This is a genomic window from Mesorhizobium sp. (genome assembly GCF_024509055.1).
GTDB lineage: Bacteria > Pseudomonadota > Alphaproteobacteria > Rhizobiales > Rhizobiaceae > Mesorhizobium.
This window is the reverse complement of the sequence record NZ_JANINM010000241.1, coordinates 14,426-40,094: the sequence shown is the minus strand read 5'-3', so window position 1 is coordinate 40,094 and position 25,669 is coordinate 14,426. Positions and strand designations below refer to the sequence as shown.

The window sequence follows — 25,669 nt, the reverse complement described above, 5'->3', positions numbered from 1 at the left end:
AGATCATGGCCGGCCTGCCGGTGACGATCCGCCTGCTCGACCCGCCGCTGCACGAATTCCTGCCCAAGACCGAGGCTGAGCTCGCCGAGGTGGCCACCGCCATGAACGTGCCGGCCGACAAGCTCAGGCAGCGCACCGAGGCGCTGCACGAATTCAACCCGATGCTCGGCCATCGCGGCTGCCGTCTCGCAGTCTCCTATCCCGAGATCGCCGAGATGCAGGCGCGCGCCATCTTCGAGGCCGCGGTCGAGGCCGGCCGCAAGGCCGGCGCGCTAGTGGTGCCCGAAATCATGGTGCCGCTGGTTGGCCTCGTGAAGGAGCTGGAATACGTCAAAGCGCGCATCGACGCGGTGGCGCAAAGCGTCATGGAGGAGACCGGCACCAGGATCGACTATCTCACCGGAACCATGATCGAGTTGCCGCGCGCGGCGATCCGCGCTCATGTCATTGCCGAGGCGGCCGAGTTCTTCTCCTTCGGCACCAACGACCTGACGCAGACGACATTCGGCATTTCGCGCGACGATGCGGCGTCCTTCCTCGAAACCTACCGGCAGAAGGGCATCATCGAGCAGGACCCGTTCGTATCGCTCGACGTCGACGGCGTCGGCGAGCTGGTGCGCATGGCGGCCGACAAGGGCAAGGCGACGCGCCCCGACATCAAGCTCGGCATCTGCGGCGAGCATGGAGGTGACCCGGCATCGATCCGTTTCTGCGAGGAGGTCGGCCTCGACTATGTGTCGTGCTCGCCTTACCGCGTGCCGATCGCCAGGCTCGCCGCCGCGCAGGCCGCGGTTCAGGTGGCCAAGGCGGCGAAACGAGCCTGACGCCCTGCCTTCGTTGCCCGCGAGCGCGTGGTTTTGTATGGTAGCTCACGCGAACGTGCTTGCGGCGGCTCGTATTTCGACATTGTTGCCGCCGAGCTTCATGCAGCTCAAATCCGCCGGTGACCCGAAATAGATGTCGCAGATATCGAACGCTCCCGTCCGATCGATCTTGATCCTGCAGACGAAGTTCATCGGCGACATCGTGCTTGCCTCGGCGCTAGCCAGGAATCTGCAGCTCGAATATCCGGGCGTCAGGATCGTTTTCCTCAGCGAGGCCGGCGTCGCCAAATTCGTCACCGGCCACGGCATCGCTTCCGAGGTCATCGCCTTCAAGCGTTCGAACATGCGCGGCACGACGCTGCAGCGGGCACGCGAGTTCATCGCGACGGTGCGCCGGCTGCGTCGTGACCATTTCGACATGATCATCGACCTTGCCGATTCGAAGACGTCGCGCTTCATCGTCGGGCTGCTCAACGCGCCGATCCGGGTCGGCTTCAGTCCAACCGAAAAACCCTTGCGCTGGTACGAGCGCCAGCCGGCCAACGTCAAAGCCAAGCCCCTCGGTTACGGCGAACAGCATTATCTTTATCGCTATCTCTCGCCGCTCGAGGCGCTCGGCGTGGAGTTGAGGGTTAGAACCCCGTCGATCCAGCCGATGCCGCAGGAGACCGCGAAGGTACTGGCGCTGATGGAGACGTCGGGGCTTCGCCGGAACGGCTTCGTGGCCGTGCATGCCGGCGCGAGCTTTCCAGGGCGGCGCTGGCAACCCGAGCGCTTCGCGGCCGCGATCGATCGCATATCGAGCGAAATCGGGCTGCCCGTCGCCTTGGTCGGCGGCCCTGACGAGCGCGAGATCGCCGCTGAGGTCGTGGCCGGCGCGTCGTCGCTGATCGCCAATCTGGTCGGCGCGCTCCCGCTTGAAACGCTGCAGGCGCTGCTCAAGGAGGCGCGGCTGTTCGTCGGCAATGAGAGCGGGCCCATGCACATGGCGGCGGCCGCCGGCACGCCCGTCGTCGGCCTGTTCGGCCTGACGAATCCGATCCGTTGGGGACCTGTCGGCGCGCCAAGCATCACCGTGCGACCATCCATGCCTTGCGATTGCGTGGGCGGCGACCTTTGCCGAAAGACCAATCCGAGCAGGGCATGCTGCGTCTGGCGCCTGGAAGTGGACGCGGTGGTCGATGCCGTTCGGGAGCTACTGTCGCGGACGGAGGCGACTCCGGAGCGCGCGGCCTGATATTGCGGGCGTGCCCGTATTTTCGCCTTGATGCCGGTCTTCTTGGCCGAAACTACGTTGGACGGCTCTAGTGGCCGGTTTGGAACAGGAAATGCATGTGTTTCAAAGACTGCTTTGCGCGCTTGCGCTGACGACTTCGGTTGTGACGACTGGCAATGCCGCCACGCTGGTCGAGCCGACGCTGCGCCTGAAGCCGCAGGGCGGCGCCGGTCACGTCGCCGTGACGCTTGATGCCTGCGGTGGGCAGACCGATACGCGCATATTGTCCGCCCTCGTCGACAACAAGATCCCCGCGACCATCTTCGTCACCGGCATCTGGCTGAAGCGCAATCCTGCCTCCGTCGAGATCATGCGGGCGCATCCCGACCTGTTCGAGCTGGAGAACCATGGCGGCCGCCACATTCCGGCAGTCGACACGCCGCGCAAGATCTACGGCATTGCCAGCGCCGGCAGCCCCGAAGCCGTCCAGACCGAAGTCGAGTCCGGCGCCGCCGCGCTCGTCAAGGCAGGCGGCCCGGCGCCCAAATGGTTTCGCGGCGCCACCGCCGAATACAGCCCGTCGGCAATCGCCATGATCCGCAAGCTGGGCTTCAAGATCGCCGGCTTCTCGGTCAACGGCGACGGCGGCTCGCTGCTTGGCGCGAAGGAAACCACCCGCCGCATCGCCGCCGCCAAGGACGGCGATGTCATCATCGCCCACATCAACCAGCCTACCCATGCGGCTGGCGAGGGCGTCGTCCAGGGCCTGCTGGCGCTGAAGCAGAAGGGCATGACCTTCGTACGCCTCGACGATGCGGAAGGCATCGGCAACAACGGCACAACCGAGTGAATCGGTAGTCAGTCCGGCGTGGCTTCGACCGTGACCTTGCTGGTGTAGAACGCGCCGTGGTTACGGATTTCGGCCATCTCGTCGAATGGCGCCTCATAGGCCCACATCGCGTTCTCGCCGCCTTCGCCGGCCTTTGAGACGCTCCAGTAGCTGGCGTCGCCCTTGTAGGGGCAATGCGTCGAGTGGCTGGTCCTCGCGAGCTTGCCGAAATCGATGTCGTCGAAGGGAATGTAGAACGCCGCGGCATAAGGCGCCTCCGACAAAACCTTGGCGCGGGCCGATCTGGCGACTACGGCGTCGCCGGAGCGAACCGTGACTGTACCGTGATAGGGTTCGACGGTGATTACCTTGTCGGGATTGCGCTGGAAGCCGGGGGCTGGGTTGGCGAGCTTGTCCAATGGCGTGTCTCCTTTTGCGGGAGACTTAGATGTGTCGAGCCTCTCCATGGCGCAAGCGCGCGCCGCGCGAGGCGTGATCACCATTCATTGAACGTCCGTCGTCCGGCTTTTCAGGCGGCTGCCTTGAACGCATCCATGAGGCCGGCGTAAGCGGCAGCGATGCCCGCGACCGGATTGGTGCTTCTTGCCGCGGTTTCCACCTTCAGCGCTCCGCCGGAGATCGGCAGAGTGAGCAGCAGGAACTGGCGATTGCCGCCATCGCCGATGCAAGCGGCGGCGACATGCTGGGCCCCGTCGCCGTCCCCGACGCACATCTTGAACAGCAGCGTTCCGCCGACGGCATCGATCGCGCCGCCGACGACTTCGGCGAACTCATCGTCGGAAACGGTCTTGGTGTCCGGCTCGAGGTCGGCCAGACTTTCGGCAAGTGTGCTTTCGAGGGTCTTGTCTTCAAGCTGCGCGTCCATGCGAACCTCTTCGAGTCGCCAATCACACCCAGCCCATTAACGAAACTTAACGCCGACGATGGCCGGATTATGGCGGGTTTTGCGAGGCGTTCGCTCCGTCCACCGTCTTGGACTTATGGTGGCTGGACAATCCGACGGATCATTCCACAATGCGCGGAACAATGACGCGAAAGCGCGAAATGGGGGAGGAGGATTCGCATGCTCGGACTGATGCAGAACTGGCCGCTGCTCTGTCACAAGCTGATCGACCACGCCGAACGCCAGCATGGCAGCCGGGAGATCGTGTCGCGGTCTATCGAAGGACCGATCGTCCGCACCACTTTCGCCGAAATCCATCATCGGTCGCTCAAGGTGGCGCAACGGTTGGAGCGCGACGGTTTCGGGCTTGGCGACCGCATCGCTACGCTCGCCTGGAACACGGCCCGTCACATCGAGGCCTGGTATGGCATCATGGGGATAGGTGCGATCTATCACACGCTCAATCCGCGCCTCTTTCCCGAACAGATCGCCTGGATCATGAACAATGCCGAGGACAGGGCGATCTTCGTCGACCTGACCTTCGTGCCGTTGCTCGAGAAGATCGCGGGCGCGGTCAAGTCGCTGCGACGAGTGATCGTGCTCACCGATGCCGCGCATATGCCTGAGACATCGCTGCCTAACGCCGTCGCATATGAGCAATGGCTGGCCCAGGCCGACGGCGACTTTGCCTGGAAAGTCTTCGACGAGAACACGGCGGCCGGCATGTGCTACACCTCAGGCACGACAGGCGATCCCAAGGGTGTGGTCTACAGCCATCGCTCAAATGTCCTCCATGCCATGCTGGCCGCCATGCCCGACGCCATGGGCATATCCACGCGCGACGTGATTCTCCCAGTCGTCCCGATGTTCCACGCCAATGCCTGGGGGCTCGGCCAGAGCGCGCCGATGATCGGAGCCAAGCTGGTGATGCCCGGCTGCAAGATGGACGGCGCTTCGATCTACGAACTGCTCGACACCGAGAAGGTGACCTTCAGCGCCGCCGTGCCGACGGTCTGGATGATGCTTCTGCAGTATCTGGAGGACACCGGCAGGAAACTGCCCTACCTCAACAAGGTGGTCATCGGCGGCGCGTCATGCCCGCGCGTCATCGCCGCGAGGTTCCAGGACAATTATGATGTTCAGGTCGTCCATGCCTGGGGCATGACGGAGATGTCGCCGCTCGGCACGCTCTGCACCATGAAGCCGGCCTATGAGGCGCTTACCGGCGAGGCCCGGCTCGACATCCAGGCCAAGCAGGGTTTCGCGCCCTTCGGCGTCGAAATGAAGGTCACCGACGACGATGACAACGCGCTGCCCTGGGACGGCGAGACCTTCGGCCATCTCAAGGTGCGCGGCCCGGCGGTCGCCCGTGCCTATTACGGCGGCGCCGGCTCGGAGCAGTTCGACGCCGACGGCTGGTTCGACACCGGGGACGTGGCGCATATCGACCCCAATGGCTACATGCAGATCACCGATCGCGCCAAGGACGTCATCAAGTCCGGCGGCGAATGGATATCGACCATAGACCTCGAGAATCTCGCAGTGGGCCACCCAGACGTGGCCGAGGCGGCGGCGATCGGCGTGCAGCACTCCAAGTGGGGCGAGCGGCCCTTGCTGGTCGTCGTGCGCAAGCCGGGCAGGGAGCCCAGCAAGGCCGACATCCTGACCTTCATGAGCGGCAAGGTGGCCAAGTGGTGGATGCCCGACGACATCGCCTTCGTCGGCGAGATTCCCCACACCGCCACCGGCAAGATCCAGAAGACCACCTTGCGCCAGCAGTTCAAGGACTACCGGCTGCCGACGGATTGACGGCAATGCCCGATCTTTCGGCTTCAAGCCCGCGCGAAAAGCCTCTAGAGCAGCTCAAGGAAAGCGCGCGGCGTTTTTCCGATCCGGACTTGCGTAAAAACAAACGGTTAGAGCGGTTCGGCGATTTTACGAAACGCCGAACTGCGCTAAGTCTCGGCCCGGGTCGGGACAGCATGGCGAAAAATGGCAAAGTTACCTGAACGGCACACGTCGAAGGCGGCCGGTTGGTCGCGACGGATCGGGGCGTTCTCGCTCGTCCTCCTGCTGACGGTTTGCGCCGGCTATCGGCTCGATCTCGTCGAGACACCGCCATTCCTGTGGGTGCTGGCGATCGTCGCGCTGCTGGCGGCGCTCGCGCTGTTGCTGGCCGGCCTCGGGTTGTCGCGCGTTTGGCACTTCGGAGACCGTGGCGGGCGCGATCTCAGCGTCGGCGCGCTTCTGGCGGTGCTGGTGCTTGCGCCCTTCGGTGTCGCCGTTTACTGGGCGACGATCTATCCGCCGCTACGCGACATCTCGACCGATCTCGACAATCCGCCGGCGCTCGACACCAGCGACCGGACAAGCGACATGAACGTGCTGTCGCCGTCGACGCCGGGCGAGCAGCGCCTTCAGGCCGACGCCTATCCCCTGGTCAGCGGGCGCACCTACAACTTGCCGTTCGAGACGATCGTCGACGCGGTGGAAACCGTGCTCGACCGGCGCGACTGGCAATTGACGGAACCCTATCCCGACATCACGGGGCAAAGCCAGGTGATGATCACCGCCGTCGCCAAGGGCTTCGTGCTCGGGCTGCCGGCCGACGTTGCCATCCGTATCACCAACGATGGCGATTCGGTCGTCGTCGACATGCGTTCGGCCTCGCGCTATGGCCGTTACGATCTGGGCGACAATGCCGCCCGCATCACCGAGTTCCTCGGCGAGCTCGACCAGCAGGTTGCCGGCCAGGTGGGCGCGGCCCCGGCCGACTAGAACTACCGAATGGCCTATGACGGCATGAAGATGCCGTCGATTGCCGGGTCGCCTTCGGTGGCCACCAGGCCGCGCGCCACCAGATCTTCGAGATGGGCAAGCACGGACAGGCCGGCTGCGCCATGCAGCCTCGGGTCGGTATCGCGATAGATTGCCGCGACGATCTCCTTGATCGTCCGGTCGCCGCCCGCGATGCGTTCCAGGATTGCCCGCTCGCGCATCTTGCGATGCGCTTTCAGCCCGCGCATGAAACCGCGCGGCGCCGTGACGGGGCCGCCATGGCCAGGCAGCAGCAGCCGGTCGTCGCGCTCGAGCAGCTTGTCGAGCGAGGCCATGTAGTCGGCCATTGCGCCGTCGGGCGGCGCGACGATCGAGGTCGCCCAGCCCATGACGTGGTCGGCCGAAAACAGGATGCCGGTGCCTTCGAGCGCAAAGGCGGCGTGGTTGGCGCAATGGCCCGGCGTCAGCACCGTCCGGATCGCCCAGCCGTCGCCCGTGGTGAGCGTATCGTCGCCAAGCGCGATATCGGGAATGAATGCCATGTCCGCGCTGGCATCGAGCGGGTTCACCTCGCCGATGCGCAGTGGCCGCGCCGGCCGATGCGGACCTTCGGCCAGCACTGCGGCGCCGGTGTGCTGCTTGAGGCGCGCCGCCAGGGGCGAATGGTCGCGATGGGTGTGGCTGACGAAGATGTGGCTGACCGGCCTGCCGCCGATTGCCGCAAGCAGCGTCTCGAAATGCTCATCGTCGTCCGGTCCGGGGTCGATCACCGCCAGCGTTTCGCGCCCGACGAGGTAGCTGTTGGTGCCGTGAAAGGTGAATGGACTGGGGTTGCGCGCGGTGAGGCGCAGCACATCCGGCGCGACCGGTACTGCCCGGCCGTAGGCGGGGTCGAAACGTGTATCGAATTCAAGTCCCATGCCGGGCTCCGTTTTGCGGTGCGGCAAAATGATTGCCGCCTGTCACGGAAGCCAATATAGGAAAACACAAGCCAGCAAATCAGCCACAATGGGGAAGACCATGGCAACTGCAACCACGATGCGTCCGCTTGTTTCTCTCGCGCTGCCCGACCAGCGCGCCGCCCGGCTCGCCACGCAGCTCTTCCTGGCGCTTGCCGGAACCCTCCTGCTCACGCTTTCGGCCAAGACCAAGGTCGTTCTCGGTCCGGTCGACATTTCGCTGCAGACCCTTGCAGTCCTGCTGATCGCCTCGGCCTTCGGCATGCGCCTGGCGGTCGCCACCCTTCTCCTCTACCTCGCTGAGGGCGCCATGGGCTTTCCGGTCTTCCAGGGCACGCCGGAAAAGGGCCTCGGCATTGCCTATATGCTCGGCTCCACCGGCGGCTATCTCGCCGGCTTCGTCGTCATGGCGGCAATTGCCGGCTGGGCCGCGGACCGCGGCTGGGATCGCCATCCGTTCAAGCTGTTCGGCGCCATGCTCACCGCCGAGGTCGTGATGATGGCGATGGGCTTTGCCTGGCTGGCAATGCTCATCGGGCCCGAGAAGTCCTGGCAGTTCGGCGTCGTGCCGTTCATCGTCGGCGACCTGATCAAGGTGGCGCTGGCCGCCAGCCTCGTGCCGGCCGTATGGGCGTTGCTCAAGCGCGCCTGACATCCGAAATCAGACAAGCAAAGGCCGGTGGGCATGAGCCCGCCGGCCTTTTTCGTTGGTGGTGCAAGGCTTGCCGCAGATCGGCGCATGCCGGCTGAAAGAGAGGGCTGGCGCGGGTGAAGAATCCGAGGCGGACAATTGACAAGCCAGTGCGTGAAACCTAAGCACAGGCAACTTGACAATCGGGGCGGGGGTCTCGGTAGCTCAGGGAGCGCTTGTTGAAAGGAATTATCCTTGCGGGAGGCAGCGGAACACGTCTTTATCCGCTAACATTAGCCGTATCTAAGCAAGTACTCCCAATCTACGACAAGCCGATGATCTACTATCCGCTGAGCGTGCTTATGCTCGCGGGCATTCGCCAGATTCTGGTCATTTCAACGCCGCGCGACCTGCCGGTCTTTCGCGAATTGCTGGGCGACGGCTCGGAGTTCGGCCTGGAGTTGTCCTACGCCGAGCAGGCCCATCCCAATGGCCTCGCCGAAGCCTTCATCATCGGCCGCGACTTCATCGGCAGCGACAGCGTGTCGATGATACTGGGCGACAACATCTATTTCGGCGAAGGCCTTTCACAGCTCTGCCGCGTGGCGGCCGGGCGCGAGAGCGGCGCCTCGGTGTTCGCCTACCATGTCGACGACCCCGAACGGTATGGCGTCGTGTCCTTCGACAAGGCCACCGGCAAGGCTTTGACGATCGAGGAAAAGCCGCAGAAGCCTAAATCGAACTGGGCCGTGACCGGACTTTATTTCTATGACAACAACGTCGTCGACATCGCCTCGACGATCCGCCCCTCGGCCCGCGGCGAGCTTGAGATCACGGCCGTCAACAATGTCTATCTGGAGCGCGGTGAGTTGCAGGTCCACCAGCTTGGCCGCGGCTATGCCTGGCTCGACACCGGCACGCATGACAGCCTGCATGAGGCGGCTTCCTTCGTGCGCACCATAGAGCATCGCCAGGGCATCAAGGTCGCATGTCCGGAGGAGATCGCCTTCGAACAGGGCTGGCTCGGCGCCGACAAGGTTCTGGAACGCGCGGCCCGCTTGGGCAAGAATGAGTATGCAGCCTATCTGCGCAAGCGAGTCGCCGACCTGACGGAGGAACGCGGTGCTTGAGGTCAGGCCGCTCGGCCTCGATGGCGTTCTGGAGATCGTGCCGAAACGGCACGGCGACGCGCGCGGCTATTTCAGCGAGACCTGGAATGCCGAGCGGTTCGCCGAAGCCGGCATCGACCTCGATTTCGTGCAGGACAACCACTCCTATTCCGCCTCGGCCGGCGTCTTGCGCGGGCTGCACTACCAGCTGCCGCCGCGTGCGCAGGACAAGCTTTTGCGTGTCGTCAAGGGCAGCTTGCTCGACGTCGCCGTTGATATCCGCCGCTCGTCGCCGACCTTCGGCAAGTGGGTGGCGCTGGAGGTATCGGCCGATAAGGGTAACCAGATCCTGGTGCCGAAAGGCTTCGCGCACGGCTTCGTCACGCTCGTTCCGGACACCGAAGTGCTCTACAAGGTGACCGACACCTATTCGCCCGAGCATGACCGTTCAATCCGCTTCGACGATCCCAGGATCGGCATCGAATGGCCGGAGGTTCCCGGCGGGTTTCTGCTTTCGGACAAGGATCGCAAGGCGCCCCTGCTCGATGCGGCGGAGGTGTTCGGGTGAGGAGGGACGGCGCAATGCACTTCCTGGTAACCGGCGGCGCCGGCTTCATCGGCTCGGCCGTATGCCGGCATCTGTGCGCCAATCCGGCCTACCGCGTGACCAATCTCGACAAGCTCACCTATGCCGGCAACCTGGCTTCGCTGCGGCCGATCGAGAACGCGCATAACTACCGCTTCGAGCGGGCCGACATTTGCGACGAGCGCGCGGTGCTGGAGATATTGCGCCGCGACGACATCGACATCGTGATGAACCTGGCCGCCGAGAGCCATGTCGATCGCTCGATCGATGGACCCGGGGCCTTCATCGAGACCAACATCGTCGGCACCTACCGCATCCTGAACGCCGCGCTGGAGTACTGGCGCGGCCTGCCGCAGGACCGCAAGGCCGGCTTCCGCTTCCACCACGTCTCGACCGACGAGGTATTCGGCGACCTGCCTTTCGACGGCGGCATGTTCGTCGAGGAGACGCCTTACGCGCCGTCCTCGCCCTATTCGGCGTCCAAGGCTGCCTCCGACCATCTGGTGAGGGCCTGGCACGAGACCTACGGATTGCCGGTTGTGCTCTCCAATTGCTCGAACAATTACGGGCCCTATCATTTCCCGGAGAAGCTGATCCCGCTGGTCATCCTCAACGCGCTCGACGAGAAGCCGCTGCCGGTCTACGGCGCTGGCGCCAACGTGCGCGACTGGCTGTTCGTCGAGGATCACGCGCGCGCGCTGGAGCTGGTCGCGACCAAGGGATCGCCCGGCGAGAGCTATAATGTCGGCGGCAATTCCGAACGCACCAATCTCGGCGTCGTCGAGGCAATCTGCGACCTTCTCGACGCCAGGCGGCCGCGTGCCGGCGGCAGGAGCCATCGCGAGTTGATCGCTTTCGTCAACGACCGTCCCGGCCATGACCGCCGCTATGCGATCGACGCCTCCAAGATCGCGCGCGACCTTGGCTGGGCGCCACGGGAGGATTTCGACAGCGGCCTGGCAAGGACGGTCGACTGGTATCTCGAAAACAGGTGGTGGTGGGCGCCGATCCGCGAGCACCATTACAATGGCGAACGCCTGGGCCACGGCTCCGTCGAAAGCAGAAAAACCGAAAGCAGGGTGCCCGAGGGCAAGAAGGCCGAAAGTAGAAAGGGGGCGGCGTGAGGATTGCCGTCACCGGACGCGAAGGCCAGGTCGCGGCCAGCCTCATCGAGGTCGCGCGTGGCCGCGGCGGCGTGGACATCGTTCCCGTCGGCCGGCCAGCGCTCGACCTCGCGCGACCGGACACGATCTTCACCGCGCTCGAAGCGGCACGGCCCGACATCGTCGTTTCGGCCGCGGCCTACACCGCTGTCGACCAGGCCGAGGACGAGAAGGACCTTGCTTTCGCCGTCAATGCCACAGGCGCTGGCAAGGTGGCCGAGGCGGCGGCACGGCTCGGCGTGCCCGTCATCCATTTGTCGACCGACTACGTCTTCGACGGCACCAAGGACGGCGCCTATGTCGAGACGGACCAGACCGCGCCGCTCGGCGTCTACGGCGCCTCCAAGCTGGCCGGCGAGCAGGCCGTGGCCGCCTCCAATCCCCGCCACCTCATCCTGCGCACGGCGTGGGTCTACAGTCCTTTCGGCCGCAATTTCGTCAAGACCATGCTGCGTCTGGCCGGCGAGCGCGAGGAGGTCTCGGTGGTGGCCGACCAGTGGGGAAACCCGACATCGGCACTCGATCTGGCCGATGCGATCCTGCATGCGGCGGCAAGGCTGCGCGACGACAGGAGCTTCGCCGCCTTCGGCGTCTATCACGTGGCAGGCGCCGGCGAGACCAACTGGAGTGGCTTCGCCCGTCATGTCCTGGATACGAGCCGGACGCTTGGGGGGCCATACGCGCGGGTGCGCGATATCGCGACGGCGGAGTATCCGACGAAGGCAAAGCGGCCAGCCAATTCGCGGCTGTCCAGCGAGAGGTTCGCGGGTGTGTTTGGGTGGGTGGCGCCGGCGTGGCGGGAAGCGACGGGGAGGGTGGTGCATACGCTTGTAGGGGGTAAGACGAGACAGGCATTGAGCGCATGAACGAAAATTCGTCGTCCAAGAATCTCGAAAACGCCCCCGCCGGGCCTGAGGTGGCCACCAAGTCAACATCGAAAGCACGCGCCAAGGCAAAGCAAATGCCCGCAAAACCATCCGCGCCAAAGCGCACATGCATCATGGTGCTCGGCATGCACCGTTCGGGCACGAGTGCGCTGACGAGGGTAATAAGCTTGCTCGGAGCTGAATTGCCAAAGAACCTCATCGCGGAAGATAGCAATAACGCGACTGGTTACTGGGAACCAGCAGTATTGAACACGATTAATGACCGGATGCTTGTGGAGGCTGGCAGTAGCTGGGACGACTGGCGCGCCTTCGACATGGCTAACCTCGCCAAGCCGCGCGCGCAGTTCTACCGGGCGGAAATAGCAAGGATATTGGAGGAAGAATACGATGGTTCGCCGCTCTTCGTACTGAAGGAACCGCGGATTTCCCGTTTCGCGCCGCTCTACGCTGACATCTTGAAGTCAGTAGAGATCGACGTCCGATACGTGCTGGCTAATCGCAATCCGCTTTCGGTTATCGCCTCGCTCGGCAAGCGTGACGGCTTCACGCCAGGTTTTGGCGCCCTCCTATGGCTGCGCCACGGACTGGAAGCCGAGCGCGCCACGCGTGGCAAGCCGCGTGTCTTCCTTTCGTACGAGGCGCTAGTGAAGGACTGGCGACCTGAAATCGAAAAGATAACGGATGTGCTGGCCATCCAATGGCCACGGCCAAGGGACGACGTTGCGGCGCTGCTTGATGCCTACCTTTCACGTGAACACCAGCATTACGCTGCGGGGAATACGCAACTTCTGGCCGACGAACGCATCGCCGGCTGGGTCAAGGACGCCCATGTCGCGTTCACCACTCTTCACGGCGACGGGCAGGACATTCGGGCGCTGGCGATACTTGATAGGGTGAGAGCCGAATTTGACGCGGTTTCGCCGATATTCGGCGATGCGTTTTTCCCTGAACTTCAGGCTAGACAGCACGTCTCCGAGCGGGTGGAGGCCGATTTGCGAAGCATCGCAAACGACAGTGCAGTGCTGGCTCAGCAACGTGCAGCCGAAATTGAGACTTTGACTGATGCCGCGCGACAAAGGCGAGCCGAAAGGGACGAGCGCGAGGCTCGTTTGGCCGAAGAAAGGGCTGAACTGCACAGGTTGATTGGCGAACGCGAAGTCGAGATCGCGCGATTCAGTCGGCAGGGCTACGATGCGGCCGGCCTGGAGCAGGAGAACGCCGCTCTTCGCGCCCATGCAACCGGTTTGGAGATAGAACGCGATTACGTCCGTGGCGAGGAAAAGCGGCTGCACGATGTCTTGGATGAGGTTTACGCGAGCACCTCGTGGCGCCTGACACGCCCGTTGAGAGCCTTGGGCCTTGGGATAAGGGGAGTGAGGGACACGGTAGGCAGTGCTCGCAGAAAGCTTGCGCAAAAAGCTCGCGCTGTCTGGCACAGGGTGCCTTTGTCCGCAGGCCCCAAGCAACGTTTGAAGGCCGCAGCCTTTTCCACGTTCCCGTCGTTCTTTTCGTCGACGAACGCATATCGTGCCTGGAAGAGCTTGCAGTCGCTAGGCGCGACTCCTGGGGGCTGGCCGACGCATGGCCCGATGGATGCCATCTCACCCCCCAAACCCGTCTACATCCCGCGGTTCGATGGCCCTCCGTTGTTGCAAAAGCCCGTCCGTGTTGTTGCGTTTTACCTTCCACAGTTCCATCCGATTCCCGAAAACGACGAGTGGTGGGGAGAGGGCTTCACCGAATGGACCAATGTCAGGCCGGCGCAGCCGCAGTTTGTCGGCCACTATCAGCCGCATGAGCCTGACGAACTAGGCTACTACGATTTGCGCGATGCGGCGGTGCAGCGCCGCCAGGTTGAACTCGCCAAGCTCTACGGCATGGAAGGCTTCTGCTTCTACTTCTATTGGTTCGGGGGCAAGCGGCTGTTGGAGAAGCCGTTAGAAAATTGGCTCGCCGATCAGAGCCTGGACCTGCCGTTCTGCTTATGCTGGGCAAATGAGAACTGGTCGCGTAGGTGGGACGGGCTGGACCACGAAATCCTCATCGCCCAAGACCATTCGTCGAAAGATGATATTGCCTTTATTGCCGAGGTCGCGCCGTATCTTCGCGATCCTCGCTATATTCGCATCGACGGCAAGCCGCTCCTGCTCGTTTACCGTCCCAGCCTGCTCCCGGCAGCGGCGGAAACCGCTCAACGTTGGCGACATTGGTGCCGTGAAAACGGCATAGGCGAGATTTTCCTGGCCTATACTCAGTCGTTTGAATCCGTTCCGCCGGAGCAATACGGGTTCGACGCCTCGGTGGAGTTCCCGCCGAACCGGTCGGCGCCGCCAAACGTTACGCATTTGGTGACGCCCTTGAACGATGATTTTGACTCGACCGTGTATGACTGGTCGGTCTTTCCCGAACGCAGCAAGAACTATGTGCCTCGCAGCTACAAGCTCTTTCGTTCGGTTTGTCCCGGCTGGGACAACACTGCACGTCGCAAGCATGGTGGCGGCGTGTTCATCAACAACACTCCGCAGCTCTACCGGGCATGGCTGGAGAACGCCATTGACGACACAACCACGAACATCGACGAGCCGAGCGAACGGTTGGTCTTTGTCAATGCCTGGAACGAATGGGCAGAAGGCGCGCATCTGGAACCGGACGCTGCCAACGGTTTCGCCTATCTGCAGGCGACCCGCGATGCCCTGGAGGCCACGAACCGGAAATCCAGACCTCGGATCGTGGTCGTTTCCCATGATGCTCATCCGCATGGCGCGCAATATCTGGCTCTTGCGATGGCTCGCGAATTGGGAGCGATGGGCCGCGATGTCGACATGATCGCTCTCGGCGGCGGCCAGTTGTTGCCCCGGTTCGCCGAAGTTGCAACCGTTCACCGCATAGCTCTAGACAGTGAAACGCGGGAAGCCGTGCTGGCGAAACTCCAGGCGATGCGGAATGCGGGCGCGGAGGTCGCCATCGTCAACACGACCGTGTCGGGCCTGCTTGTTCCTGTACTGAAGGAAGCAGGCTTTCGGACGGTCGCCTTGGTCCATGAGCTGCCGGGAGTCTTGCAACGGTACGATCTCGAGAAGCACGCAGCGGCCATCAACCGACACTCCGATAGCATCGTATTTGCCGCGCCGGTTGTGCGGTCCGGGTTTGAGAAGTTTCTCGGTGAGCCGGTCAACAAGGCGGTAATCCGCCCACAGGGTCTATTGCGGAAAAACCCCTTCAAGGGGCGCGCCGAAGAAGCACGGCGTCTGGTCTGTGAACAGCACGGTTTCGCCCCGGATACGCGCTATGTTCTGGCCGTGGCTTTCGTAGACCACCGAAAGGGGCCGGACATTTTCATCGACATGGCGCAGGAGGTCCTTCGCGCACATCCCGACATAGCCTTCATTTGGATTGGTCACTTCGATGCCGGCATGGAAGAGAAGATCATGGCCTCTCTCGAAAAGCGAAATCTGGCAGAGCGAGTAAGATTTGTTGGCTTCGTTCAAGAGCCGATGGCGTATTATGCAGGCGCGTCCGTTTATGCACTAACTTCACGCGAGGATCCATTTCCGAACGTTGTCTTGGAGGCTGCCGAGGTTGGAGTGCCGGTCGTCGCCTTTGAGGGTACCACCGGCGCCGCGGATTTCATCGTTGAGTTTGGTGGGCGTCTCGCGCAGAATCTGGACGCCAACGATTTCGCCGCCAAGGTTGGCGAGGTGCTGGCCGGCCCTATCCACGCAAATACCGGTGCTGTGGGATCTATGCGCCAGTATCTCCTGGACCTGCTCCATTATGCGACCGGGTTTCAGCGCGTGTCGGTTATGGTCCCCAACTACAACTATGCGCATCATCTCGCCGAGCGGCTGAACAGCATCGCCGGCCAGACATACCCGATCTATGAGCTCATCGTGCTTGACGATGGCTCGACCGATGGAAGTGTTGAGGCCGTCCAAACGTTCCTGGCGCAGAACCCGAGCCTCGATAGCGAGCTGGTTGTCAACGACCACAATTCCGGTTCGGTGTTTCGGCAATGGGCGAAGGGGATCGAGCGATGCCGAGGCGATGTCGTCTGGATTGCCGAGGCGGACGATTTTGCGGCTCCTGACTTCCTTCACGAGCTCACACCTGCCTTTGACGACCCCTCGGTTGTTGTCGCCTTCAGCCAATCACGCCAGGTGGATGGTAAGGGGGATGTGCTCGCGGAGGATTACATAGGCTACACCAGCGATATCTCGGATAAGTGGTCATCGGACTACGTACGGGATGGCGCCGAAGAAATTAGCGATGCAATGGCTGTCAAGAACACCATTCCGAACGTCAGTGCCGCCCTATTCCGCCGGTCTGCTATAGCCAGCGCGGTTACCGGTCTCGGTGAGGAATTGTTTGACTACCATGTGGCGGGTGACTGGCTCGTTTATTTGCGGGTTTTGTTGCAAGGGAAAATCAAGTTTAGCGCAAAGCGTCTCAATTCTCACCGCCGCCATTTGAAGAGCGTAACGGAGGGCTCAGCCGCCGCTACCCATTTGGATGAGGTGCGGCGGATGCAAGAGTTCGCGCGTTCGCTCGTCGCAACTACCGCTGAGACACGTCGAAAGGCGGACGCCTGGCTACAGCACGTCCGCATCCATCTCGGCATCCACGACGCGGACGCGGCATGACACAAGGGCTCCGGCCGCGGTCCGATCCCCGGAAAAAGGTGGTCATCCTTGGCGCTTCAGGCTTCATCGGGATCAATCTCGCGCGAAGGAGCGCCGAACAAGGATTCGATCTGACCTGCTTTGCGCGTAAGATGTCCGATCATTGGCCAATCGGGAGTCGAGTCATCCTCGGCGATCTGGCTTCTCCGCCGGGCGAACTTCTGGAGGCGATGGAAGGGGCAATTGTCTTTCACCTGGTTAGCTCGACGCGCCCGACGGCCGCGACCGACGAGGCCGTCGCCGAGATAGCCACCAATCTCATGGCGACCGTTGGCTTATTGGAAGCAACCAAGGGCCTGGATTGTCGCTGGGTTTTTTCATCTTCGGGCGGAACCGTCTACGGTCAGACGGATGCCACGCGGATTTCGGAGGAGCATCCGACTGTGCCGATTTCGTCCTATGGCACGGTCAAGCTGGCAATCGAGCGATACTTCAGTCTTTATGGGGCACTGCATGGTACCGATTATGTGATCGCCAGGATATCGAACCCTTTTGGACCCCATCAATCCGCAGCGAAGGGACAAGGGCTGATTGCGGCATTGTTCGAGAGAGTAGCCAGCGGAACACCGATCGAAATCTGGGGCGACGGGCAAAACATTCGTGACTTCGTTTACATCGATGATGTCACCGAAGCGTTGGCTTTGCTTGGGCAGAGAGGAAAATGGGGGGAGATTTACAATGTCGGTTCGGGAGCGGGAACGAGCGTGATCGAGTTGGTATCGAGAATATCGAGGATTCTCGATGCGCCGGCGAAACTGGTCTATGCACCGGCCCGAGGCGTGGATGTTCGCCGGAATGTGCTCGATATTAGCAAGATCGAGAGTAACTTAGGTTGGAGGCCAGCCTATGTGCTGGACGAGGGTATAAGCCTTACCTATCGCTGGCGAGAAGGGCGGTAAGGCCGCTGGCATGGCAGTCAAGGCTTGTGCTGGTTGGTAGCCTGCCTACGTCAGTTTGCTATGGAGAGCCTGCGCCATACACCGGAAAGAGGCGCGTGGCTTTCCTCACAAGCGATCCGCCCGTCCTCGCGAGGTTCGAAAACCATCGATCGTTGTGCGCGTGCCGCGGTTCGAGAAGGTACCTTTCGTCGAAGCCGGCACGGAAATGAGGCCGGTAGATGGGTAATACCAAACGCATCCGCTCGACGCACTTGGCAACGTTTCTCTGTGTCAGCGGGTACTCTCCCGGCTCGCATTGGATTGTCCGGAAAAGCTCGACAAGCATCCGGTGTTGATCGGCTGAGGGGCTGGCTACGTTTACATTCCTCAACGCTTCGATCAAAGGGTAGGGCAGCGATTCATTCCCGCCGGTTTGGCTGAAGTCGAAACCGTCACAGGGCACTCCGATCATGCCAAGGAAGTCGTTGAAGATCGACCCACCAGCCCATTGCGGCCGGTCGTATGGCGCCAGAGTGATGTTTGGCACCTTCAACCAGCGTCGAAGCACGTCCATCTGCGATGGATCATATGCGAACGGCTCTTCGTTCAGCGGCCTTGTCCAATGTGAGACGCGATGACGAACCAATTCGTTGAAGGCCGAGACGACGATATCGGCCGGATGGCGAATATAGGCGAACACCCGGAGATCGTGACCTTCGAGCCCGAAGAGAAACCGCTCCAGATCAACGCTGTGGCCGCATAGCATCTCCGAGCTGATCAACAGGGTATTGTTGTCGGCCGCTTCAATAGTTCTTGCTAATCTTTCGAGCCCATCATCGACAGATTCCGGCAAGAACGCGGCAACGAGCGGATTGTGATTTGGCCAGTCCGAAGTGGTTGGCTTGTAGAAGACGCCGTGTTCCAAGAGCAAAGCAGCGTTTCGATGCAAAAAAGCCTGAAGCGCGCTCGTGCCGGTCTTATGAACGCCTATGTGAAGGATGATCTTCATGACTATAGTCGCCTACTCGAAGTCATTCCAGAAGGGGCCGTGGCGGAGACGTGCATCAACGCGGTGGCCTGACAATGTCGTGGCGCTGGCGCCGTCAGCTCGCGAGTCGATCATCGGGACGTCCCTTGGGCTTCCTCAGGATGTAAACTTCGGTCATGGGCCCGAGCACCGCGATTTCTTTCGATTGGATCCTTCTCACCTCAACATCGAATCCCGTTCGCCTCTGGATGAGCAATGGAAGATCGTATCCATAGCGCCAAGTAACCAGCGAGCCCGCTGTATCCTGCGGGTTCCCATGATATTCTGGCTCACCGATTGTTCGGACACCGTCCGGGGATCGGAACGCGACCTGCTGCGACTCGGTTCGCTCGGGATAGGTCGGCGCGGTAAAAATGCATACACCGCCAAAGTCCAGTGTCCGAAAAATCTCCGTCAGGGCTTTGAACGGTTCAAACAGGTGCTCCATTACGTCCAGATGTATTACCAGGTCGAAGCGCCTGTCCTCAAAGGTTTGCGCCTCCAAATTCTCGTTTCTGATATGCCCGACCATCGTGCCAAAGGGTCTGTCGGGATAGTAACCTGAGAAGACCCTTTCATCGGCGTTGTACCAAAGCCAAAGTGACAGGCCCCGCCCACCAGGCGCGGCCTCATGAACCCGAAGCGCCTTAAGTTCCTGTGTCGAGAAAATCGAAAATAGCGCCGCAGCTGCCGCTCGCTCACGGGTGACACAATCATTGAGGGGGCAATCGATCGCCTTGAGCCCGTCTCTGCAACTGGCATAATCATCAGGCGCGGTGAAGGTTCGCTCCACCAAGCAAATTGGGCATGTAGCCCTAAACCTCTGATCCATCCCAGCGCCCCCGCTTCTGACGGGAACTTATCGTTCGCGACGCAACCAAAAAAGCCCTAACGTCGGTAACTCACCGCAAATCGCGATAAAATCCGATACAGATGGCTCTTCGGCTACCGCCAGTCCGTAGAATGGCCTATGGAGAGCGCTGGTATCTCGCCACAGGCAGTCGCATTGGGAATGCAAAATCCCCAATATAAATAAAAAATCATACTATCTTACACAAAATTATCCTAATCGGGGATAAGTATGACCGACACCTGAAAGGGGTCAAGTATCGATCGATCTTGCCCTACTATTTTCCAGCCGTTTCCACTCAAGAAGTTTATCTCGCACGAGAGGTCGCCGTACGTTGCGCCATCCGGGCCGCCGTGAGGAAGATACGCGTATCCATTGCGTCGGTGCTCCGACACCATCTTTGGAGCGAGTGAGGTCTTCCGAATTCCGTCAATGAATGGCCAGAACTCAATAGGTCGAATGGTCGCGACAAACAAACCGTCAGGTTTGACATGTTTTCGAAGCGCTGTGAGGCAAGCTCGGGCGGTTTGCGGAGCAAGATGTGTGAACACCGAAAAAGCGAAGATCAAATCGAACTTTTGGTCACCCACGGGCAGGTTAGAGGGTATTCGCTCCGATTGAGCAAACCTTCCGGGCAGGCGTGCCTCTCGACATAGATTGAGAGACTTGTCCCAAGCGTCGACACCCCAGATGTTGGCCGGATCGCTATAGTAATACATCATGCGAAGGATGCGGCCATAGCCGCACCCAAAATCGAGGATGTCGGAGCCGGCTAGCGGCGCCTTCTTATATCTTGTGAAGTTGTTCTCCAACTGACGCGCAAATGCCGAGGTCTGCCTAAACAGATCGTGGCCAGATGCCCCAGTCCAGGTCTTCTGCACTTCCGCGCTGGCCATCGCGGGCAGAAGGCGTGACAGGCCGGGATAGTCCTTGTTAGGCAAGGAGATCATGAAGAGACCGAAGTCATCCAAGCTCATTCGGCGCAGGAGAACGAGAGCCTCTTCGAAGGTGCAACCGTCAGCGACAGCGCGCTCCGCTGCGTTCAAGTGGGGGATGGCTACGGAAAACATGCCGACCGCTCCTCTTCTTGCCTTGTCTGAAATCATGCGACCGTGTAGCAGGTGTTGGATAATAGTCAGCCGAGGAAGATTGGAAAACACTTTCGATAAGGCCTCCGTTGACTGTATTTTTATTGGTGTATCTCAAGAGATATTTAGCGATTATTTAATTTAAGAGGCGTTACCTCAGTAGACGCAGCACAGAGAACTGAGATGTCCGAAGTTCCGTTTGGAATGACGGATGCCGAGATCGCTCGTTCTCAATCAAACGCAGCGTCAGATGCGATGAGGTTTGTCATGCGCCCTCAGTGATTGACCGCCCTCGCGAGCGCCTGTTGATTGGCAACGCTCGGTTGGTCACCAAGCCTGATCAATGCAACGTCGCCTTCGATTTCCACGCTGCCTGGCGCAGGCCATACGGGCATTGTCGAAAGCCGGACGATCGTTTGATCGGCTTGCTGGTCCGTCGAGCCGTTTAGATTTGAATAGCCCAGCAATCTCATGTAGTAAGCGATGCGCCAGGGATTGCCGCCGTCCCATTCGAAAAACGAATATCCGACTGTTGAACTGGGGGGCCTGGGATAATTGGTAGCGAATGGCAGCCCGCCGAACACGCTTAGCGCGTAGGTGCGCCTCGCATCATAGCCCTCTGTCATAGTCAGCCTGTCGTAGATTGCGGCGGCCACAAGCGTGTCGTGCTTGTCGACAAGAGAACTGGACGCCTGACGGTAGTTTTGTATCATCAGGATTTGGAACGCTGCCACTCCGAGCAAGATCGCCGAGATGGTTCTGATCCTGGCGTTCCTGCTCGTCAATGCAAGGTAGACAAAAAGCCAAACAGCTATTGGCAAGCCTATGAGACTTCTCACAGGCATACTACCTGCAGCCAAAAAATGAACGCCGAAAGGGACGGTCAGCGACACGAGGGCGATCGCCAACAGCGGCAAATTCGCGCGAGGGGACTCTTTGAGAAGCGTCCACCCGCCGAAGATCAGCAGCACCGGAATCGTCCACAAAACAACGCCATAGGTGTCATGGTCCAGGCCAAACGCCCCTCTTACTGCTTCCAGTATCCGGCCAATCACCACTATCGGATGTTGGAATAAAAATGCCGGCTGGAAAAGTGACTCGAAATACTCGCTTCTTTGGGAAGTGAATGACTTGAAAATTGCATTGCCAACAACATAGAAAACCGCAGAGCCGGCCAAAAGGACGGCCACGCGAATCAAGTGCTTTGGCAGCGACATTTTGGTGCTGACCCTTGTCTGTAGAACCGAGAAGGCGATACCCAAAACTAGGATTGCAGGGACGAAACTCTGGTAGATAGAGATCGCAAAACCACCGGCCGCAATCGCAGCGAGGAAACGCGAACTTGCTACCGGAGGATCCTTCTTGCTGATAAGCCAAACCGCAAGGGTGGCGGCTGCTAAACCGATCCCGACCGCACCAATATTGGAATAGAACTCGACAAGGAAGAACCAGGTCGGAAAGGCGCAGAAGATCGTGAAACACGCATATTCGGCGATGGAGAGTTCGTGCTTGCCGATGGCGTCCATAACCAGCAGGTAGGCGGTAACGCAACCGACGCCAAAGACAGCCGGCGGCAAGAAAGGCATTACCGGATGAGGTATGAGAAACGTCTCGACAAGATACGCGCCCCAACGCCCTTGGGCGATCCAGATTGAGGCATCCGTTCTGAAGGCTGCGACCTCTTCGTCAATGGATAGCGAAAAGGAGGCTAGCTCGGAAAAGTACAGTGCGACAAAGATCGCAAAGAGATTGATAGCCGCTTTGATCGTGGCGGGACGTATCAGCGTTGTCTGCGGAGTATCCATCGAGAAACCAAGAAGTTGAGGATCGTCGTGATGGCTAGCGTTGCAAAGAACGCCACTGTTCGGCTTTGCAGCGCTCGTTCGAGAAGGTGAAGGGTTGCTAACCCGGCTACAAAAACCGCAGCGATCGAACCGCCGACAGCTAGCCGGTCCGCTAAGCCTGTACGCCCTCCGGGAAAGACCCGTTCGGGGTAGAACACCATCACGAATGCAAGGCCTACCAGCCAGGCAATCGTATAGGAGACAACTGGCGGGAGCACGGTCAGCCCAGCGAAGTAGACAGCACTCGTGAGCACGGTGTTCAGTCCTCCGGCCACGAGAAAGCGGATCGCGTCCGGACCAATCCTATCGATGGTCATCAGATTTGACCGCAGCCAGGAAATCCGAATAGTTCCTGATATAGTCGCTCGCATCGTATGGATGCGAAGCCAAGACCAACAGTGCCGTGTCTGGCTGGAACTTGTACTGAATGCCCCAGACCCCGGGCGGCAGGTAAAGTCCGATCGAGGGGTCTTCCAACGGCACCTCTTTTCTGCCGTGACCATCGTCGACAACGACCGACAGGCCGCCATGCGCGGCGATCAGGAACTGATGGCATTGGCGGTGTGCATGCTCACCCCTGACCTTGTCAGATGGAACGCGGTATACGAGGAAGGACCGCGATGGCTTGAAAGGCAGGTCATCTCCAAATTCAAGAGGAGCGAGTTCCCCTCGCAGGTCGCTAAAGTGTGGCAGGCGCCAAAGCTCGCATCCGCCCACGCCAAGCGGCATCCTATCACCGGCCGCACCGGGCATCGCTTGCGTCATCAAAGGTTCGACGTGCGGCCGCGTCTGATAGCCGACTATGACCGCGGGATTTCCAACTACCACCGCGTGGGCTGGGACATTTTTGGTTACCACGGCTCCAGCGCCAATCATCGCTTCGCGACCGATGGTTATTCCCGGCAAGATTGTTGCGTTAGCACCGATCGAGGCGCCATCCTCAACGATCGTTCGGAGAAACGTCTCGGGATAATGTTTCGAGCGCGGGAAACGGTCGTTGGTAAACGCGGCGTTCGGACCGACAAACACACGGTCGCCTAAACGAACGCCGTCCCACAACTGAACGCCGCTTTTTATGGTAACATCGTCACCGACCGTCACGTCGTTCTCTATGAAGACATGGTCGCAGATATTGCAGTTCGCTCCGATTACTGCGCCGGGAAGCACATGAGCGAATGCCCATATCCTCGTGCCGCCACCGACACGTGTGCTTTCGCAAATGCCGCGATCATGGACAAAGAATGATCTGTCGTTCATTTCAAAGTCCCGTCCACGACGCGGCTTATGATTCGTAGCGGGCGCGATTTGGTGTTTTCTACCGCACGCCATAGGTAGCAGCCTAGAATACCTTGGACCGCAAGGATGGCTGATCCAAAACCAACGATCAGCAACACCAATGTCGTGTAGCCTGCAGGGTCGATCCTACCAAGAAGACGGGCAATAACCGTGACAGCCGCAAATATAAGGCTGAGGACGCAACCCGCAATTCCAACCCAGAGTGTAAGGACAATCGGAAAGTCAGAAAATGAGAAGATGGAGTCCATCATATATCTGAGCCGGCGGCCTATGCCCCAGGCACTTTTCCCATGCTCTCGCTCACGACGCCGATAGGATACAAACTCGCGGCGGAAGCCCACCCAAAAGAGCTGTACCACAAGCGAACTGTTCGGCTCCTCGATCGACAGGATCACCTCCAGCACTTGTTTGTTGCAGGCAAAAATGTCGACGCCGCCGCTAGGCATGCTGGGCAGAACCAGCCGGCGGTATGCTGCCCAAAATGTCTGTGACAGAAATCGGGTCATGAGGGGATCGTCGCGACCGGCTCTCCGGCCAAAGACGACATCCGCTGAGTCTCTCTCCAATATCGAGAAGAATTGAACTATGAGATCCGGTGGCTCCTGAAGGTCAGCGGCCATTGCAGCTACGTGCTCGCCCGATGCATGCTCAAGCCCAGTCCGAATGGCCGTGAAGGAGCCGAAATTCCGACTGTGAAAGATGATCTTGTAGTTACATCCGGAGCCGCTCAACCCTGCGACGAGCAAGGAGCCGGAATCATCAGGAGACCCATCTATGACGAACACAAATTCGATTTCACCCTGGTATCGGGCATGAAAGTCGGCAACGGTTTGCAACAGAGAAGGAATGTTCTCCTCGTTGCGATAGATTGGAAAAACAATCGAGCGTGCTGTCACATTGTCTCCCAAATCGCGAGGGCTCCACACACCTGTTCTATTTCGTCGCTGGTCATGTCCGGATAGCAGGGAATGGAGCAAATACGGCCGACGCTCGCTCTAGATCCCGCGAGATACTCGATGCCCTTCATGGGCAAATTTGACCAGCCAACCTGGTCGCAGTCGAGGACAGGGTAGTGGATGTCTGTATCGACACCGCGCTCCTTCATGAACTCTCTGAACGCGTCCCGCTTATCGCACAGCGCGACCGCAAGGTGCGCAACCGCGCCGTCACCTCCGTCGATGAATTTTACGCGCCGGCCGGCCGCTGACTTGAAACGGAGCAGTGTTGCGCGCCGCTGCGCGTTGCGCGTCTCCAGGTCCGGAAGGAGGATGTCCAATATCGCAGCTTGCACCTCATCCATTCGGGAGTTTCGACCACCTGGCAAGCCGACATGGTATTTTGAGCTCCAGCCATATTGTTGTAGCTGCCGCACATATCGGGCGAGCGTTTCGTTGGAGGTGAGGATGGCCCCGCTGTCACCCATCGCACCGAGATTCTTGGTTGGGTAAAAGCTGAAAGTTGCTACGTCTCCGAGTGATCCGGCCACTTCGCCACCGATGCGTGCCCCATGCGCCTGTGCACAATCCTCAATGATCGGAATGTGTGAGAGTCCGGCCTCAGCAAGTCCTGAACGGATAGCGCGAACATCGACGACACCTCCGTACAGATGCGTTACAACGATCGCGGCGGTGTCGGCGCTGGCTGCCCTCAGCAGCGCCTGGACGCTTACGAGTTGGCTGGCTGGATCGATGTCTACATAATGCGGAATGAGATCGTTGTGCCAGCAGGCGCAGCTAGTATAGCCTCCGGCATTAGCTGTCGTGATGACTTCGCGTTTGCGCGCTTCGCCGAGCCCTGCGACCGCTGCCAGAGCCAACTCAAGAGCGTCCGTGCCATTTGCAACGAGAACGCAGTCGGACACCCCGACGAACCTAGCAAAATTGGCGGCAAATTTCTTGCCTGCTGCCCCATTGAGCCACCACCCCGAACGCAAAGTGTTTGCCACCTCGCGCTCGATCTCGGCCTGGTAGCGCTGATACAGGCGCTTCAGATCATTCATTGGAATGGCTTTGGTTTTCGTCATCGTCAGCTCAACAGTGTATCATATTCTTTCCGGCAGATGATCCAGAACAGTCGGTAAGTTCAGCTGTTGCTAACGCAACGCAGAAGAAAGTTTTGTAT

General features: G+C 60.3%; 24 protein-coding genes. 13 read left to right on the top strand and 11 right to left on the bottom strand.

Going from position 1 to position 25,669, the window contains the following annotated elements; genetic code table 11:
* From Q0L57_RS12120 to Q0L57_RS12110, 3 genes are all read left to right on the top strand, one after another.
* Positions 1 to 824 (top strand): putative PEP-binding protein (locus Q0L57_RS12120; protein ID WP_366940894.1); only part of this gene is annotated, 824 nt, incomplete at its 5' end.
* 133 nt (positions 825 to 957) lie between these two features.
* Positions 958 to 2,061: a glycosyltransferase family 9 protein gene (locus Q0L57_RS12115; protein WP_296742934.1), complete on the top strand. Its 1,104-nt coding sequence runs from the start codon at positions 958 to 960 to the stop codon at positions 2,059 to 2,061.
* 91 nt (positions 2,062 to 2,152) lie between these two features.
* Positions 2,153 to 2,890, top strand: coding sequence for a polysaccharide deacetylase family protein (locus tag Q0L57_RS12110; RefSeq protein ID WP_296742932.1), 738 nt, complete (start codon positions 2,153 to 2,155; stop codon positions 2,888 to 2,890).
* Between the two features lie 8 nt (positions 2,891 to 2,898).
* Here the strand turns inward: Q0L57_RS12110 and Q0L57_RS12105 are convergent, their stop codons facing one another.
* Both Q0L57_RS12105 and Q0L57_RS12100 read right to left on the bottom strand, forming a co-directional pair.
* Positions 2,899 to 3,288, bottom strand: coding sequence for a DUF427 domain-containing protein (locus Q0L57_RS12105; RefSeq protein WP_296742930.1), 390 nt, complete (start codon positions 3,286 to 3,288; stop codon positions 2,899 to 2,901).
* A gap of 110 nt (positions 3,289 to 3,398) precedes the next feature.
* Positions 3,399 to 3,755, bottom strand: coding sequence for a hypothetical protein (locus Q0L57_RS12100; RefSeq protein WP_296742929.1), 357 nt, complete (start codon positions 3,753 to 3,755; stop codon positions 3,399 to 3,401).
* 198 nt (positions 3,756 to 3,953) lie between these two features.
* Between Q0L57_RS12100 and Q0L57_RS12095 the strand changes: the two genes are divergently transcribed.
* From Q0L57_RS12095 to Q0L57_RS12085, 3 genes are read left to right on the top strand one after another with little or no spacing between them, the layout of a single operon-like run.
* Complete coding sequence (locus tag Q0L57_RS12095) at positions 3,954 to 5,582, top strand: fatty-acid--CoA ligase (protein ID WP_296742927.1); 1,629 nt, start codon at positions 3,954 to 3,956, stop codon at positions 5,580 to 5,582.
* 5 nt (positions 5,583 to 5,587) lie between these two features.
* Positions 5,588 to 5,782, top strand: a complete 195-nt coding sequence (locus Q0L57_RS12090) for a hypothetical protein (RefSeq protein WP_296742925.1) — start codon at positions 5,588 to 5,590, stop codon at positions 5,780 to 5,782.
* Positions 5,766 to 6,551, top strand: coding sequence for a DUF1499 domain-containing protein (locus Q0L57_RS12085; protein WP_296742923.1), 786 nt, complete (start codon positions 5,766 to 5,768; stop codon positions 6,549 to 6,551). Before Q0L57_RS12090 ends, Q0L57_RS12085 begins: the two co-directional genes overlap by 17 nt.
* 14 nt (positions 6,552 to 6,565) lie before the next feature.
* On the opposite strand, the gene Q0L57_RS12080 is transcribed toward Q0L57_RS12085, so the two are convergent.
* On the bottom strand, positions 6,566 to 7,471 hold the full coding sequence (locus Q0L57_RS12080; protein WP_296742920.1) for an MBL fold metallo-hydrolase: 906 nt from the start codon (positions 7,469 to 7,471) through the stop codon (positions 6,566 to 6,568).
* Positions 7,472 to 7,571: 100 nt separating this feature from the next.
* Between Q0L57_RS12080 and Q0L57_RS12075 the strand changes: the two genes are divergently transcribed.
* From Q0L57_RS12075 to Q0L57_RS12045, 7 genes are all read left to right on the top strand, one after another.
* Positions 7,572 to 8,162 (top strand): biotin transporter BioY, encoded by a 591-nt coding sequence (locus tag Q0L57_RS12075; RefSeq protein ID WP_296742918.1) that lies wholly within the window; start codon positions 7,572 to 7,574, stop codon positions 8,160 to 8,162.
* Positions 8,163 to 8,380: 218 nt separating this feature from the next.
* Positions 8,381 to 9,271: a glucose-1-phosphate thymidylyltransferase RfbA gene (gene rfbA / locus Q0L57_RS12070; RefSeq protein ID WP_296742916.1), complete on the top strand. Its 891-nt coding sequence runs from the start codon at positions 8,381 to 8,383 to the stop codon at positions 9,269 to 9,271.
* Positions 9,264 to 9,818, top strand: coding sequence for a dTDP-4-dehydrorhamnose 3,5-epimerase (gene rfbC, locus Q0L57_RS12065; protein ID WP_296742914.1), 555 nt, complete (start codon positions 9,264 to 9,266; stop codon positions 9,816 to 9,818). The genes rfbA and rfbC overlap by 8 nt, the downstream gene beginning before the upstream one ends.
* 14 nt (positions 9,819 to 9,832) lie before the next feature.
* Positions 9,833 to 10,960, top strand: coding sequence for a dTDP-glucose 4,6-dehydratase (gene rfbB, locus Q0L57_RS12060; protein WP_296742913.1), 1,128 nt, complete (start codon positions 9,833 to 9,835; stop codon positions 10,958 to 10,960).
* Positions 10,957 to 11,865, top strand: coding sequence for a dTDP-4-dehydrorhamnose reductase (gene rfbD / locus Q0L57_RS12055; RefSeq protein WP_296742911.1), 909 nt, complete (start codon positions 10,957 to 10,959; stop codon positions 11,863 to 11,865). Before rfbB ends, rfbD begins: the two co-directional genes overlap by 4 nt.
* Positions 11,862 to 16,526 (top strand): glycoside hydrolase family 99-like domain-containing protein, encoded by a 4,665-nt coding sequence (locus Q0L57_RS12050; protein ID WP_296742909.1) that lies wholly within the window; start codon positions 11,862 to 11,864, stop codon positions 16,524 to 16,526. Before rfbD ends, Q0L57_RS12050 begins: the two co-directional genes overlap by 4 nt.
* The gene (locus Q0L57_RS12045) at positions 16,523 to 17,464 is read left to right on the top strand and encodes an NAD-dependent epimerase/dehydratase family protein (RefSeq protein ID WP_296742907.1); all 942 of its coding nucleotides are present in this window, start codon (positions 16,523 to 16,525) and stop codon (positions 17,462 to 17,464) included. Before Q0L57_RS12050 ends, Q0L57_RS12045 begins: the two co-directional genes overlap by 4 nt.
* Before the next feature lie 58 nt (positions 17,465 to 17,522).
* On the opposite strand, the gene Q0L57_RS12040 is transcribed toward Q0L57_RS12045, so the two are convergent.
* The 8 genes from Q0L57_RS12040 to Q0L57_RS12005 all read right to left on the bottom strand — a co-directional run bounded on the left by Q0L57_RS12040 (position 17,523) and on the right by Q0L57_RS12005 (position 25,571).
* Positions 17,523 to 18,452, bottom strand: a complete 930-nt coding sequence (locus tag Q0L57_RS12040) for a hypothetical protein (protein WP_296742905.1) — start codon at positions 18,450 to 18,452, stop codon at positions 17,523 to 17,525.
* 94 nt (positions 18,453 to 18,546) lie between these two features.
* Positions 18,547 to 19,263, bottom strand: coding sequence for a methyltransferase domain-containing protein (locus Q0L57_RS12035; protein ID WP_296742903.1), 717 nt, complete (start codon positions 19,261 to 19,263; stop codon positions 18,547 to 18,549).
* A 272-nt stretch (positions 19,264 to 19,535) separates the two neighbouring features.
* The gene (locus Q0L57_RS12030) at positions 19,536 to 20,480 is read right to left on the bottom strand and encodes a bifunctional 2-polyprenyl-6-hydroxyphenol methylase/3-demethylubiquinol 3-O-methyltransferase UbiG (protein ID WP_296742901.1); all 945 of its coding nucleotides are present in this window, start codon (positions 20,478 to 20,480) and stop codon (positions 19,536 to 19,538) included.
* Positions 20,481 to 20,683: 203 nt separating this feature from the next.
* Entirely contained in the window at positions 20,684 to 22,213 is a 1,530-nt protein-coding gene (locus Q0L57_RS12025; protein WP_296742899.1) for a glucosyltransferase domain-containing protein, read from the bottom strand.
* Positions 22,189 to 22,569, bottom strand: coding sequence for a GtrA family protein (locus Q0L57_RS12020; protein ID WP_296742897.1), 381 nt, complete (start codon positions 22,567 to 22,569; stop codon positions 22,189 to 22,191). Before Q0L57_RS12020 ends, Q0L57_RS12025 begins: the two co-directional genes overlap by 25 nt.
* Entirely contained in the window at positions 22,556 to 23,509 is a 954-nt protein-coding gene (locus Q0L57_RS12015) for a WxcM-like domain-containing protein (RefSeq protein WP_296742895.1), read from the bottom strand. The genes Q0L57_RS12020 and Q0L57_RS12015 overlap by 14 nt, the downstream gene beginning before the upstream one ends.
* A complete protein-coding gene (locus tag Q0L57_RS12010) occupies positions 23,506 to 24,444 on the bottom strand; it encodes a glycosyltransferase family 2 protein (protein ID WP_296742893.1) in 939 nt (312 codons plus the stop codon). Before Q0L57_RS12010 ends, Q0L57_RS12015 begins: the two co-directional genes overlap by 4 nt.
* Positions 24,441 to 25,571, bottom strand: a complete 1,131-nt coding sequence (locus Q0L57_RS12005; protein WP_296742891.1) for a DegT/DnrJ/EryC1/StrS family aminotransferase — start codon at positions 25,569 to 25,571, stop codon at positions 24,441 to 24,443. Before Q0L57_RS12005 ends, Q0L57_RS12010 begins: the two co-directional genes overlap by 4 nt.
* Positions 25,572 to 25,669 lie beyond the last annotated feature (98 nt).